Source organism: Paenibacillus sp. J22R3, from assembly GCF_056269305.1.
The window spans coordinates 189,398-202,821 of record NZ_JBWDNS010000008.1 but is presented as its reverse complement, the minus strand read 5'-3'; the positions used below and the strand labels follow the sequence as shown (position 1 = coordinate 202,821).

Genomic DNA, 13,424 nt, shown 5'->3' with positions numbered 1-13,424 from the left:
TTTGTTCGTTTTTTTTGATTTGTATGGAAAAGTTATCAGGAGGTGAAAAGATGTACACAGCACAAGATGTTGCGAAGTGGTTCTTGTTCAATGTTGATCGTGAAGCTGGTGAATCCATTACGCATCTGAAGTTGCAAAAGCTTCTTTATTATGCCCAATCCTGGAACTTAGTACTACAAGGAAGTCCGATGTTTGGTAACCGAATTGAAGCTTGGGCACACGGGCCTGTTGTTCCAGATGTTTATCAAATTTACTCAGAATATAAATATGATGCCATCGGAGAGCCTGATGATTACCCAGAGTTTGACGATAACACCGAGCATGTGCTGAGCGAGATACACAAGATTTATGGTAAATTTGATGCCAAGTACTTAGAGAAATTAACTCACCAAGAAGATCCTTGGATTCATGCTAGAGGTGATCTTCCTCCAGAAGCAAGATGTAATGAGGAGATCACTTGGGAAGCAATGAAGGAATTCTATACGCAGATGCAAAATTCATAGTGTGTAGGTGATCGTCATTGAAAGTAAATGCAAAAACGGATTTAAAAACTCATCAAGCAGTAACTCTTACGAATGTTGAAGTGAAAATTTTAGGCTTAACAACTAAGAATGGCAGCGATAATGACGATCAGGAAGCTTACGTTGCACTTAAATACTTTGATGATAGTTACCAATGTTTTTCAGATTGGGATAAAAGTGAGTTAAAAGAGTTTAGTTCTTTCGTAAAGAAAGTAAGCAGTATGACTTGGAATCAGATTTATAAAACAGGTGGTAGTCGGGGAGCAAAAACCGGATTAGGTTACACTAAGCATAAGAATGCTAATAAACTGCCCAATAAAGCCCTGAGGGAAAAAATTAGCGAAGAATTAACTTTCTTCGAGCTTAGGGTTACAGGAGAAGCAAGAGTTCACGGATTTAGGTCTAAGAATACCTTTTTCTTAATGTGGCTTGATCGAGGACATGATATTTATCCTGAATAATATTTAACAATTAACAAAGTCACCTCTCCTACAAAGGAAAGGAGGCTTTTTTTTGTCTAGAAAATAAAAATGTCGGGTGACAAGAACATATATCGTTAGCAGACTTAGGACAAGAACATGCATTGTTACCCGCGGTAAAAATCAATTCTTAATGAGATGGACTTTTGAAAGGTGCGGAAGATGGTGAAGAACATCGACTTTTCTTCGCTCCGCTTCGAAAGTAGGGACGTCGGGGACGCCGACTTGGCGGAGGGAGGTAACGGCTCCAGTACCTATAGGCAGAAAAGCGTCAATTCTCTGCATTTGTGCTGCAGATACACTGCCCTGGATGCGATTCAGTGCTTACTCAGCTGCGCGAGTTGAGGTAGATCGTCGCTTCTATTCTCTTGAAAGAAACAAATACTACGAAATTGAGGTATCGCTATTGTTAAAAATGAAGTGCTTTACGATATTAATTATATATAGATAATTTTTTCCAAAAAGAGGGAGAGTCATTCTCATGGGAACTTTGGTTGTAAGTGTTGAGAATCAGATTTTGGCAACAATCGGTCTATTTTCTGCTATCCTGACTGCTTCGTTAGCCGCGAACGGCATCGTCATTGCTGTATTTACGTTTAAAAAGGGTGAACAAAAAGGTACCACCAAAACCAGAAAATTAAAAAAAATGCTTGGCTTGCTTGATTTTAGTTTCGCAATGCTCTTTAGTCCTGCACTCATTTGTACGTTAGTCATTGTGGCAGCAATGACTGGTGTTATGATGGATGATCATAAAATGTTTGTAATGGAAGGTACATACTTGGGGTACATTTTGTTTGGCTATATTATACTTTTTAATCTAGCGATGTTATTTCTAATACGTATTGAGGCGAAAGAGAAGGAACTAAAATTCATTATCGAAAAAATACTGTCTTGGCTTATGGTTTTAATTTCAATTTTCTTTATGTACCTTGTCTTTAGGTCTGATGAGCTTTACTTGCTCACTGTCCTTTTTGTTTGTGTGATTCAATTAATCTTTGGTATGCTTCAACTATGGCATATTATGGTGAAAGAAACGAAGTCAAAAAAAGACGATCCAGCTGTTTCCGTAGACGGATCGCGACCGAAGAGAAGTGCATATACTTAATTTGTCTGATCATGTATTCTATTCAGAAGAGTGTGGCATATAGCGGCTCTTCGTATTATTAGGTCAATCAGAATATACTGGTTAGCCTATTTTTTAGGTAAATTATGATGGCGGTAGCTTCTGCACTATATTCTCAGCCGAGCTAGCCATTACATATATCATGTTCCACCACCGCATGATATGGTCATGGGTGGAGGTTATTGCTTATGCTTAATCAACCGATAAAACCAATGCTGCTACAACCTTTGACGCCGGAGAAGATTAAATCAAACTGGCTGTCGAGTCTGAAATGGGATGGATTTCGCGTCCTGATTCACTATTCCGCCGGTAATGTGCGACGAGTGTTCACTCGTCACGGCACAGAAGTAACCGATCGCTTTCCGGAGCTCCAGCAAATCAAATTAAATGCTAAGTCAGCGATACTTGATGGAGAATGCATTGCATTCGATCTTACCCAGACTGCCGATCAGACAAAATATTGGTGGGACGACGCAATGACGCGATTTAATACAAAGAAACCTGCAGCAGTTCAGCAAATCTGCCGGTCTTTAACGGCCCATTTCCCAGTCTGGGACATTCTATGGGTGAATGGCGAGTCTGTCATACAGAAGCCATTTCTGCAGCGCAGAGAACGTCTTCAGGCGATCGTACCTCCATCAGATGTTGTCTCTGTCACACCCTTATATGAAAACGGCGAGCTGCTGTTCTTAAACGCGCAACAGCAGGGGCTAGAGGGCAGGGCATTGTTCAATACAATGGGGAGTCGCCATATTACATGGGTTCACGGCCGCAAGACGTCATCGTAAAAGTGAAGGCTTATCAATACGCGACATGCCAGATTTCCTCGATTCGAAAGAGCGAATTTGGCTGGGGCTTGCAGATGGATGGGAAATATGTTGGCGTTATTGAGTTTCCTCCACACCGAGACATGATTCGGGCGTTCCATGCTATATCGAAGCAACTCATAAAAGGGGAGAACAAGGACTGGATCTTTATTGATCCACTCTTAAGCTGCCGCGTTAAGTTTCAGTGTTTTTCAAAAGAAGGAAAGCTTCGTTCTCCAAAGTTTGAAGAGGAGGAGGAGTTCTCCTTTGCGACAAATATCAATCAAAGGGAAGTTGTCGGGTCTTAACTTGTGATCCAGCGTTTTTTTATCTTCATTTGCCGGGAGCTGAAGCTTCCGGCTTCTTTATTATCTGCGCTGCACGCCATAAAATCCAATAAACTGGACAACAAGATGGTAGTAGGGGGCGGTGTTTTTATGGAAAATCTCGAATATTTATCAGAAATTCAGAACCGGCTGCGCAAAACGAGAGGAGCGATCCGGGAGCGGATTGATAATGCAGAAGAGCTCTTAAAACTTCTAGACGATCTTCCTTACGAGCATAAGAACTTTTTCGAAGATAGCATCATGGTCTTATTATTCCGGCTTCAACGTCATTACGACGTTTGGCAAAAAATATTAACCGAGCGTCGGAGAAGAATGGTGCAACCGCCAATAAGACGTATCAAGTAAGAATGGGCAGCGGAGTGTACCCCCTGCCTCCTATATTAGGTCGTGAAGGCCTACTGCTCTTGTTGAGTCAGTTTCACTTGGAGATGCTAGTAATACCATTTTTAATACTGACTTAATTGAGGAAACCATAAATGTAACAGAGAATGATATTATTAATAATACAAGTGTGTAAGCCAGTTTTTCACTCAATGAATTCCCACTGTCTATCATAACCCCGACGAGTTCGCTCCAAACAGGGAAACAAATCACTGCAGTTAATGTGACTGGTCCCCATTTTTTCACCGAAATATCCTCACTTAAACTCTTGTAGTACTCGATTAGTTCTTCTAGATGTAACTCATCTAATTGCAGATCAATAATTTCTCTCTTATTTTGTCGGTACGATAAGCTCTTAAAAATCTTAATTTGTTTGTCCGATTAGATTTAGAAAGTAAAAGAGTATACTCAGGATAATGTAACCGAGCATATTGAAATGCGTAATAATCATCTGATAGAAGAATAGTGTCGGATGACAAGAACATATATGCTTAAGAAGCCGCTAACTGCGGCTTTTTTCAATTTAACGATAGAAGTTCTTGTCAAAACCCAGTGACAAGAACTTCTATCGTTAGCCGACTTAGGACAAGAACATGCATTGTTACCTGTAGTTGAATAGGCTTCTCAATAAATCGATATATCTATCCGGCAATAATGGACTATACCTATGATGAAAAGGGGAATATTGAAGTAATTACGGTTACATTTCCGGACCTACGCCGGAACTTCCTTTGAGGCCGAGATAGACAGCTTTATGGTCACCGGATTATTTTCCTCCCTTTAGAAAATGTGCCAACCGCTCCAGTTTGTCCGCGAGATCCGGTCCTGTCAGCGTTACATTTAACTTATTATATCCGAATTGATCGGCTGGAACTGTGCGAAAAAGACATTAATTTTTAGTGCAATCGCATTTGCAGGTTCATCAATAATTCTAACTGCGCAAGCATCCGATAAAGATAATACATCCAGTGGAAAAACGCTTTCCCAGTTATACCTGCATCTTGTTTCCTTGTTTCTTGCTGGTCCATCAATGTTCCATGAACGATCAATTGAACTCCCCCATAACTCTTCTTCTAAAGAATTGGATACGAGTAAAAAGTTCAATCGAATTCGAGATCATGTGGTATATTTGATGTAAAGATTACCCATTTCCTAATGACCCAATATCGAACAATTGAAGCTACATTGTCGGTGGTTGGGAATAATGGGATCGAAGCCAGGCCATAAATAACAATTCTACAACGTGATCAGCGTAGAGATTTGAAGGATCTGTGATGGCTATATACAGGGGGTTAATGGATGGGTTTTAAGTCGAAGTATCGTGGTGATTCAAACATTGAAAGCCCAGAAGCGCTTTTTCATGACCTACGGAGTCGGAGCGTAGAAGGATTGTTGTCACATCAAGCCGATGTTTTAAGGGAATACAAAAAAAGTTCTGTCGGAGATCCCGAGGTTGCAATGGAACTTCCGACAGGCAGCGGTAAAACATTAATTGGCCTTTTAGTCGGAGAATGGCGTCGGCGTCAATTGCAGGAACGAGTTGTATACCTATGCCCTACTAAACAACTTGTTCACCAGGTTGTTGATGAAGCGAGATCAAAATTCGGGATACATACACTTGCATTCACCGGATCACAACGTGATTATGATCCAAAAGCGAAAGCTGAATATAATCAAGGTGAAGCGATCGCTGTAACGACTTACAGTAGTCTGTTCAATACAAACCCATTCTTTTATAATCCAAACTTTATTGTACTTGATGATGCGCATGCAGCAGAGAACTACATTGTTAAACATTGGTCCCTCAATATTTCTCGATATGAATTCCCTGTAATCTACACCCAACTGCTTGAGATATTAAAAAACGGTTTAGAACCTGAGCAGTATCAGCGGATGCTAGCCGACTCTGCCTCTCCAAATGATAAAGCATGGGTCGAAAAAATACCGACCCCAAAATTCATTTCACAATTACATCAAGTGATTCCATATTTGGACGAAGCCGTACAAGGGAATGAATCACTCAAGCACAATTGGTCTGTTTTAAGGGAACACCTCAGAGCATGCCATGTATATGTGAATTATGGGTCAATACTGATCAGACCAATCATTCCACCAACTCTTACACACCCGGCATTCTCACACGCCAAACAGCGACTCTATTTGTCCGCTACACTCGGACTTGGTGGTGAGTTGGAGCGAATCACTGGCCGTGACAAGATTAAACGTATAAAAGCTCCTGAGGGGTGGGAAAAACATGGTGTCGGCAGAAGACTATTTTTCTTCCCAGGTGTTGCTCTTAATGATGCGCAAACGAACAGCCTTGTTCATTCTTTAATAAAGGAATCGTCTCGCTCACTTACATTGGTACCGGATCAACAATCAGCCGATGATCTTATTGCTGAAATTTCAAAATTTAGTAACAAGGACATCTATCAAGCAGGAGATATTGAGCATTCCAAGCATGTATTTACAAAGAGCGAAAACGCAGCAGCGGTCCTTGCTAACCGGTATGATGGCATTAATCTTATCGGCGATGAGTGCCGTCTAGAAATTATTCAAGGGCTACCGTCAGCTGCAAATTTACATGAACGATTCTTAGAATCCAGAATGGCAGCTTCGCTTCTACTTAGAGATCGTATTCGCACACGAATTGTACAAGCCGTTGGCCGTTGTACAAGAAGCGCAACAGACTACTCAGCAGTCTGCATAGTTGGTGACGAGCTACAAGATCGGTTGCTCCAAAGAGAGAACATTCGACTTTATCATCCTGAAATGCAAGCTGAGTTACTATTTGGTTATGAAGAATCAAAAGCTGCAACTGGAGTCGTTGACTTCATGGAGATGTACCGTATTTTTTTAGCACAAGATGATGATTGGAACGATGCTGACGCTCAAATACTTGCTCGACGTCAAGATTATGAACAAAAGCCAGATCCGCTGATGGATAAACTCCAACAAGCTGCATCGTATGAACTGTACTACCAAAGGGACATGTGGGCCGGCGACTACCAAGGCGCGTTAAATCATGCCAACAATATTGCTTCACTGCTCGATGGTAACGATTTAAAAGGTTATCGCGGATTATGGTATTATCTTGCGGGTAGCGCGGCATGGCTTGCTGCACAAAGTAATGAAAGCTTCACAGCAATAGCTCGCAGTCGGTTCGATCAAGCCGCTCATTGCACTAATTCTGTAACTTGGCTGCGAAAGTTAATGCCCGAATCCTCAAGATCGGAAAAATTTGAAGTAGACGACAATCACCTTTCATTCCTAATTGAACGTTTAGAGGTACAACTCACTAAATTAGGCACTAGTAGTGATCGTAAATACAATAAATTAGCCCAGGAAATCCTGAGTGGACTCGCTTCAAATGCTGATGGGAATGCATTTGAACTATCCCACGTGAAACTCGGAAACCTACTAGGATACGATGCGGGGAATACTGAGGAAACAGGCGGTCCAGATCCATGGTGGATTTGTGGAAATGACTTTTGTCTTGTTTCAGAAGATTACACAGAAACGGACGGAACTAAAGCTATACCGTTATATAAGGTCCGCCAACTGACAACACATCCGACTTATATTCGGACCCATGTTGGAGGTCTTACTGCAAATGCTGAATATGTGAGAGTATTTATTTCTCCTTCAGCAACAATTGAAGATTCAGCAGTGACATATGCAAATGAACTCGCTTTCTGGCATCAACCAGCGCTCCTTGATTGGGCAAACCAGGCTATTAATGTTATTCGAAATTTACGTTTAGATTTTACTGAGGCAGGTAATGAGCAATGGAGAGCTAAAGCAATGGATGCATATCGCGAAGCTAGACTAAATCCTATAGGTATGAAATCGCTATTTTCGCAATTATCTACTCTCCCTTCTAGAGTAGGCAATACCGAATCTGCTGATGATACAACAGGATAATGAAGAAGTTCAATTATGATACATTGTTATGTAACCCCGTTATCCGGAAATGCGCCCATACCAAGCACGACGAACTAGTTAGTGCCTAAAGCCAAATAGAGAAAGCGTGGGAACGTTTGCCGGTGAAGGGTCCAAGGGGATTTAGCGATCTTATAGCACAGTCCTATTTATTCGCTATACTGTCGGACCCCGAATTATCCCTATATCAGACGATGACGCTCATTGAGCGTCTTTTTTGCTTCATGCCTTATCACGAGGAGGCGGTTAATTGGCCGTCTCTCGCTAACGGCGGTGTGCAGGGGGTAAATAAAAAAGCTCTGAGGAGGAAGCAAATATGCAAGAAACGAGCAGCACGATTACGATCAAAGATCTCGTGAAGCTCGATAAAAGGGTCAGCACCATCATCGCGGCGGAGCCGTTCCCAGAAGCGCGGAGGCCGGCGATCAAACTGAGCATTGACTTCGGCGATCTCGGGATCAAAGCGCCTCCCGGATTTGGCACAGTGGAAGGCACTACTTGATCAGGGAAGGCCCTCCGATTTCCTAAAGGACGACTCAGTGTTTATTTGACCATTCGTACCAGCCCGATTTCACCACATCCGAGCTCAGTCTGTTCCGGCTCGATATCATTCAGTTTGTACACGCCTAACTTAAGTCGAAGGGCATTCAAGCGCATCATCCTATTCGGGGAAACCACTCGAACAGTTGTTAGCCCATTCAATATACTCCCTTGAGGATATGGAGGGATATCTGCGCAGCATGGTCAACACCGCTATGGAATACTGTGTCCTTCAGGAGCAACCTAAGTATGCTGGATTAGAAAATAAGCAGTATATACATTCCCAATATGGAGAGGATCCGGCACGCAACAACTTAGCCGACGTCATCTATCTCCATCCAGGCTACCTAGCCCGATTGTTCAAGAAGGATACCGGCGTATCGCCGTCCTCGAAAGCGCTATGTGGCTGATTCGATCCTCCTGGCAGCGGAAGATCCGAGAGATCGTGACACCGGTATGCTGCCTGCTACTCTATTATGTACTGACTGTCTGGACGACTATCCAGACAGGTACGCGATGCTGGCGCACCGCTGCTGAAGCTCCATTCTCTCTTGGCCGACACATAGATCCTGACGTACGTGCGGTGCTGCTCCATTCTCTTCTGGCTCGCAGACCGCTACGTCATCACCGTCGCATTGCTGCTGCAGCTCAAACCGAAACCTATTTTTCATTAAACATTTCTTTTCTTTAACCCATACCAAACATAACCGAGCTACTTTCGCGCTCCCGGCGGCCGGGTAGAGCAGACTAACCGGACGAAATCCGGGCTTCGCGATCGGCATTCCAGCGGTGAGATAGAGCAGTTGCAGTTCGTGCTCCTGGTTGTTCGGGCGAACGGCGGTGGGATCGAGCAGCTGTAGCTCGCGCTTTTTTATTGTGTAAATACAATCTTATTGTATTTTACGAGGCATTCATTCTTCTCATTTTTCTGACTGATCCAAAATCAGGTTAACAGGATCACTGAGAGCCCCGTGATTGAGTGCGTTGGTGTCGGTTGATAAGAAAATTGTCAGAATGAAGTCCGCGCAAATCGCGGGCTTCTTTAGTTATCGGATCAAGTTCTTGTCATTTTGTATTGACAAGAACTTGATCCGATTCCCGATTGCTGACAAGAACATTGTCCGATTCCCGACAATCAGCCGGCTTGCCTTGCATGCGAAAGATACATCATCAAACAGTTATACCACCTTTTCCGTTTCTTTAACCGGTATAGGTCTGCGAAAAAGGTTGCTAAAGCTGAATTACCCGCATCTTGTCTCAACCGGGGGAGTAATCGACGTAGAGACGTAAGATGCCTGCGTGTACGAAAAAAAATGAATTTAGGAAAATTCAGGCGCAATACCCAAAAAGACACCAGTAGACGATTTGAATATTTTTCTTTAGGCTTAATTTATCTGAAATTGACAGGAGGTGGCGTATCAGAGTGGAACAATGGTTCGTTTACGGAACCGCTGTTGCTGGTATCATAGGTGGACTGTATCCCATATTGAAAGACGTGGTGATATGGTTGAACCAAAAGACGAAAGCGAAGCGGACAACAAAACGAAAACGAACTACAAAACGCAGGCATACCTTCCAGGGCAACCGCTAGCGCAATGTAGTCCGTTTTGGTGGGTCAAGGGAACCTTCGGGTTCCCAACAACCTATAATCCATTATAACCATTCCATCTGATATTTGTCACATTGGTATATATAAAATATACACGAAGGAGGTCAAAACAAAGTTGAAATTAAACTACTTGATTGTAAGTTTAATCAATGCATTATTGTTGTTAGTTAGTAATAGTATATGGCTTACATCACTCTTAATTATTGCAGTAGTCTTAAACTTATATACTGGAGTTAAAAAATATCGAGAGAGACAAGTTATTTAGTGATTATTGATTAGTATATGTAAGAGGATAAAAAATAAGAAAAGTGTATTGAAGTAATTTATTGTTGTAGGTGGTAGTGAGATGATTGTTTAGAGTTCTATCAAGAGATGTATTTAAACCGTTATAAAATAAGACACTAAGCTTTGATAGTCAGTAATAGCTCTCCTAAAAGGATCAGTAAGGATAGGTTCTTCAATTAATGGAAAGTGATGAATGACAACACTCTTATCCTATATGTCATACTGAAGTGCAAGAAAAAATCAAAATAGTAGGGGACGCTCTCAGCTAATTGGAAGCGTCCCTTTTGTTACTTTATCGGCAGTTTATCAAATCGCGTATTGCAAGAGAGGGGTGGTTGGTGGTGGTTTGGTGTAGGGAATACACTCGAGAATTCATCTCACTGACACAGATGCTGAATCGAAAACGATAACGTTCAATGACATGCTATATCATGAGAATCGCATTTCAGTAAACTCGACTAAACAACGTGAACAACTTTTAGCTCAGAACAAAATGTTGGTAAGAATCGCAAAAATTCAGTAGATCAGTTTATTAACGCAGGCAATAACAGCCACTTTAAATGGCTTGACCTGGTGTCGAATGATGTCGAACGTATGTTCTAAAAAAGTCTTTTATTGTATCAATAGATATGATATATTGGATTTGTTAGCACTCGTCCGTGTAGAGTGCCAATAATATGAGGGCGAGTGATTAGTGGAATGCATGAATACTCTGTGATAGGGCATCCAAGAAAGACAATAATATTGGTACTTGCTCTTGTATCGGGAGCTATTAGTAAGGCGATTACATACTTGTTTGAAACAAGGATTGTAGAGAAGTTCGATTTAGTAGTCGGCTTTTCTATCAGTACATTTACTGTATTTGGTCTTCTGTATTTACTATTTAATCATGTGCTGTGGAAATTGAAAGTTTTCTCTAAGTTGCTTCATTTCCCTGATTTAAATGGAGAATGGGAGTGCATTGGTTTAAGCAACAATATTAAACAACAAAAACAGTATCCCTGGAATGGCACCTTAGTAATTAAACAGACATGGGATAAAATGCTAGTTTCAATAAAGACAAGCACATCAACCTCGCATTCTATTAGTCTAACTGGGGGAATAAAGCATTTCCCAGGATTAGGATACAAAATGTCATATCACTTTGAGAACATTCCCAATGTGTCTGAAACTGAACTCAAGAAGCATGAAGGGTTTTGTATTCTAACATTCGATGAAGAAATATTAGGTGCAACCGGTTGTTACTTCAACAATATTAAGGATCGAGCGACTTATGGAGAAATGAATCTAAGAAGGAGAGAAGAAAATGGCGAAGTTGGATTACTCAAAGAGGCTTGAAAATCTGCAAAAGAGAAGACATGATGACGAGCTGATAAAGAAGTCCTTTGCTGGGAAGTACGAAGTTCTAACGGAATCGTATGAGCAGCTTAAGGAAGGTTCGACAGTCAAATATGTCATTGGTGCAATGTTACCAGTCGGTGAAAAGTACACAAAGAATACTCTTGCTGAAGCGGATAGGGTTCAAAATCATCTTCAGGGATTAAAAGATAAAGGATATCACATTGAATTTAAACATCAGGGTTCAGTTACAAACGATACTCATATTAGGGCTCATAGTGACATCGACATTTTGACATTACATTTAGGATTTATTAGTCTCGAACCTCCTCAGATAGCTTCCTCTCCATATAAGGGGAACCCTGTAGAAGCACTAATTAAATTGAGAGATGACTGCTATAACATTCTTCGTGATGCTTTCCCAACCGCTGATGTCGATAACACCGGCGCAAAATCGATAAGCATACAAGGTGGGTCATTAAGAAGGAAAGTTGATGTGGTACCTTCAAATTGGTACAACACGGTACTCTATACGCAGACAAAGTTAAATTATTATCGTGGAGTCATGGTTTTGGATTATAAAGAAAAAAAGCAATTACCAAATACTCCGTTCTATCATAATAAATTGTTGAATGATAAAGATACAGCAACTTCGAGTAATTATAAAAAAGTGATCAGGCTCTTAAAGACCATAAAGGCGGATTCAGATTCTGCCATTGATCTCAGCAGTTATGACATTGCTGCACTAATATACCATATGGAGAATTATGATCTATTGATCGGCAAATCTCCACTTAAACTAATTAGCAACTCACTTAAATATTTGAAGTACGCATTAGAAAATGATAATTTTAGAAGCGGCTTACTCGTCCCTGATAAATCAAGAAAGATTTTTGAGCCGAATAGGGCATCTAGTAGTGGTTTGAAGCAGCTGATTATCGAGTTGGAAACGATTCACCAAGACTTGTTAGATGATTTGAAATTATTTAATGGAACCATTAGTAAAGAGATAATTGCATAGTAAGTGTGTGCGGGCTATAACAACTTTATTATTGCTCGCATTTTTTAATTAGTTTCTCTTATTAATAGTAAATTAAGTTCATTTGTGGTCGGCTGGTGAAGACGTGTCGGTTGACAAGAATATTGTCCGAATGAAGTCCGCGTAAATCGCGGGTTTCTTTTATGTATCAAGTATATTAGGAATAGACATTGATTATCTAATGGAAAAAATCGATTCCAAGAAGCAAGAGCTTTATGTTGATGAACCGGATTATGATGATGACCGCTGGCGAGATTATGATAGAGATCAAGACAATAACGATTATGATATTGATACTTTATTCGACAGTTTAAGGGAATAGTTAATTTATCTTTACCAAAGTGAATGTTTATGCTGACGCTGCTCCGAGTTGAAAGTATGTCACTGAATCTTTAATCCGATTTGTGACAATTGTAAATCAAAGCAGTGACAATAAACTTTAAAGCTGCCGTCAATTGCCGGCAGCTTTATTTGTGCAAAGAATAACTGAACTCTTTAACCGGCAGCAGCGTTCGGCTGACGTTTCGCTCTGACATCTGTCCGATATATTCAACTATTGGCAGGCTATAGTTATTAACGATGTTCAGAAGTCTTTTCTCGATCGACTGCACCAGTTAAACGAGGAAAGGGCGGTGGAAAGCAAGCGAAATGCTGTATGTAATACGATGCTCGGGACGATTAATGAAAATATCGTTTCGATTGGAACGGCGCTTATGCTGCTGCTTGCGAGCTATAAAATTCGAGATGGTAGCTTCACTGTTGGCAGTTTATCATTGTTTGTTTATTTTCTAGGATACGTGTCAGGTTTTACCCGTCTGCTCGGTAGCACGCTTTCCGGATTCAGAAGTGCAGTCGTCTCGCTCGCGCGCATGCGAGAGGTTATCGGAGACAGTGATGTCGAGAAGCTGACGAGCAACGACCCGCTCTATTTGAAAGAGTGGTTGCCGGAAGAGGCGGTGGCGGTAAATCGAGTAAGATTGGAACAGATCGACGTTGGCTGATTAAGCTGTATTT

General features: G+C 41.2%; 14 protein-coding genes. 13 read left to right on the top strand and 1 reads right to left on the bottom strand.

From position 1 onward, the window contains the following. Positions 1–23 precede the first annotated feature (23 nt). The 8 genes from AC0YN4_RS27940 (at position 24) to AC0YN4_RS27905 (ending at position 8,101) form a co-directional block, all read left to right on the top strand. Positions 24–503 (top strand): Panacea domain-containing protein, encoded by a 480-nt coding sequence (locus AC0YN4_RS27940; RefSeq protein ID WP_475837311.1) that lies wholly within the window; start codon positions 24–26, stop codon positions 501–503. A gap of 17 nt (positions 504–520) precedes the next feature. Further along, complete coding sequence (locus tag AC0YN4_RS27935; protein ID WP_475783906.1) at positions 521–982, top strand: MAG6450 family protein; 462 nt, start codon at positions 521–523, stop codon at positions 980–982. 499 nt (positions 983–1,481) lie between these two features. Continuing rightward, complete coding sequence (locus AC0YN4_RS27930; RefSeq protein ID WP_475783907.1) at positions 1,482–2,105, top strand: hypothetical protein; 624 nt, start codon at positions 1,482–1,484, stop codon at positions 2,103–2,105. A gap of 230 nt (positions 2,106–2,335) precedes the next feature. Beyond that, positions 2,336–2,911 (top strand): ATP-dependent DNA ligase, encoded by a 576-nt coding sequence (locus AC0YN4_RS27925; protein ID WP_475837310.1) that lies wholly within the window; start codon positions 2,336–2,338, stop codon positions 2,909–2,911. A gap of 74 nt (positions 2,912–2,985) precedes the next feature. Beyond that, a complete protein-coding gene (locus AC0YN4_RS27920) occupies positions 2,986–3,237 on the top strand; it encodes a hypothetical protein (RefSeq protein ID WP_475837309.1) in 252 nt (83 codons plus the stop codon). Positions 3,238–3,240: 3 nt separating this feature from the next. Then, on the top strand, positions 3,241–3,621 hold the full coding sequence (locus AC0YN4_RS27915; protein ID WP_475783910.1) for a hypothetical protein: 381 nt from the start codon (positions 3,241–3,243) through the stop codon (positions 3,619–3,621). 1,335 nt (positions 3,622–4,956) lie between these two features. After that, on the top strand, positions 4,957–7,581 hold the full coding sequence (locus AC0YN4_RS27910) for a DEAD/DEAH box helicase (RefSeq protein WP_475783911.1): 2,625 nt from the start codon (positions 4,957–4,959) through the stop codon (positions 7,579–7,581). A 334-nt stretch (positions 7,582–7,915) separates the two neighbouring features. Beyond that, a complete protein-coding gene (locus AC0YN4_RS27905; protein WP_475784041.1) occupies positions 7,916–8,101 on the top strand; it encodes a hypothetical protein in 186 nt (61 codons plus the stop codon). A 535-nt stretch (positions 8,102–8,636) separates the two neighbouring features. On the opposite strand, the gene AC0YN4_RS27900 is transcribed toward AC0YN4_RS27905, so the two are convergent. Continuing rightward, entirely contained in the window at positions 8,637–8,810 is a 174-nt protein-coding gene (locus tag AC0YN4_RS27900) for a hypothetical protein (RefSeq protein WP_475783912.1), read from the bottom strand. Between the two features lie 304 nt (positions 8,811–9,114). On the opposite strand from AC0YN4_RS27900, the gene AC0YN4_RS27895 reads away from it, so the two are divergent. The 5 genes from AC0YN4_RS27895 to AC0YN4_RS27875 all read left to right on the top strand — a co-directional run bounded on the left by AC0YN4_RS27895 (position 9,115) and on the right by AC0YN4_RS27875 (position 13,411). Next, on the top strand, positions 9,115–9,429 hold the full coding sequence (locus AC0YN4_RS27895; protein WP_475783913.1) for a hypothetical protein: 315 nt from the start codon (positions 9,115–9,117) through the stop codon (positions 9,427–9,429). 1,318 nt (positions 9,430–10,747) lie between these two features. Beyond that, positions 10,748–11,371 carry a Cap15 family cyclic dinucleotide receptor domain-containing protein gene (locus AC0YN4_RS27890; protein ID WP_475837308.1) on the top strand — a complete coding sequence of 208 codons (624 nt, stop codon included), beginning with the start codon at positions 10,748–10,750 and terminating at the stop codon, positions 11,369–11,371. Further along, positions 11,340–12,392 (top strand): nucleotidyltransferase-like protein, encoded by a 1,053-nt coding sequence (locus AC0YN4_RS27885; protein ID WP_475783915.1) that lies wholly within the window; start codon positions 11,340–11,342, stop codon positions 12,390–12,392. Before AC0YN4_RS27890 ends, AC0YN4_RS27885 begins: the two co-directional genes overlap by 32 nt. Before the next feature lie 199 nt (positions 12,393–12,591). After that, positions 12,592–12,732, top strand: coding sequence for a hypothetical protein (locus tag AC0YN4_RS27880; RefSeq protein ID WP_475837307.1), 141 nt, complete (start codon positions 12,592–12,594; stop codon positions 12,730–12,732). A 310-nt stretch (positions 12,733–13,042) separates the two neighbouring features. Beyond that, positions 13,043–13,411 carry a hypothetical protein gene (locus AC0YN4_RS27875; protein WP_475783916.1) on the top strand — a complete coding sequence of 123 codons (369 nt, stop codon included), beginning with the start codon at positions 13,043–13,045 and terminating at the stop codon, positions 13,409–13,411. The last annotated feature ends 13 nt before the right edge of the window (positions 13,412–13,424 follow it).

Excerpts from the sequence above, each read along its gene's own strand:
- AC0YN4_RS27930 (WP_475783907.1), top strand. The coding sequence starts at position 1,482 with ATGGGAACTTTGGTTGTAAGTGTTGAGAATCAGATTTTGGCAACAATC.
- AC0YN4_RS27905 (WP_475784041.1), top strand. The coding sequence starts at position 7,916 with ATGCAAGAAACGAGCAGCACGATTACGATCAAAGATCTCGTGAAGCTC.
- AC0YN4_RS27925 (WP_475837310.1), top strand. The coding sequence starts at position 2,336 with ATGCTGCTACAACCTTTGACGCCGGAGAAGATTAAATCAAACTGGCTG.
- AC0YN4_RS27920 (WP_475837309.1), top strand. The coding sequence starts at position 2,986 with ATGGATGGGAAATATGTTGGCGTTATTGAGTTTCCTCCACACCGAGAC.
- AC0YN4_RS27910 (WP_475783911.1), top strand. The coding sequence starts at position 4,957 with ATGGGTTTTAAGTCGAAGTATCGTGGTGATTCAAACATTGAAAGCCCA.
- AC0YN4_RS27940 (WP_475837311.1), top strand. The coding sequence starts at position 24 with ATGGAAAAGTTATCAGGAGGTGAAAAGATGTACACAGCACAAGATGTT.
- AC0YN4_RS27885 (WP_475783915.1), top strand. The coding sequence starts at position 11,340 with ATGGCGAAGTTGGATTACTCAAAGAGGCTTGAAAATCTGCAAAAGAGA.
- AC0YN4_RS27900 (WP_475783912.1), bottom strand. The coding sequence starts at position 8,810 with ATGAAAAATAGGTTTCGGTTTGAGCTGCAGCAGCAATGCGACGGTGAT.
- AC0YN4_RS27880 (WP_475837307.1), top strand. The coding sequence starts at position 12,592 with ATGGAAAAAATCGATTCCAAGAAGCAAGAGCTTTATGTTGATGAACCG.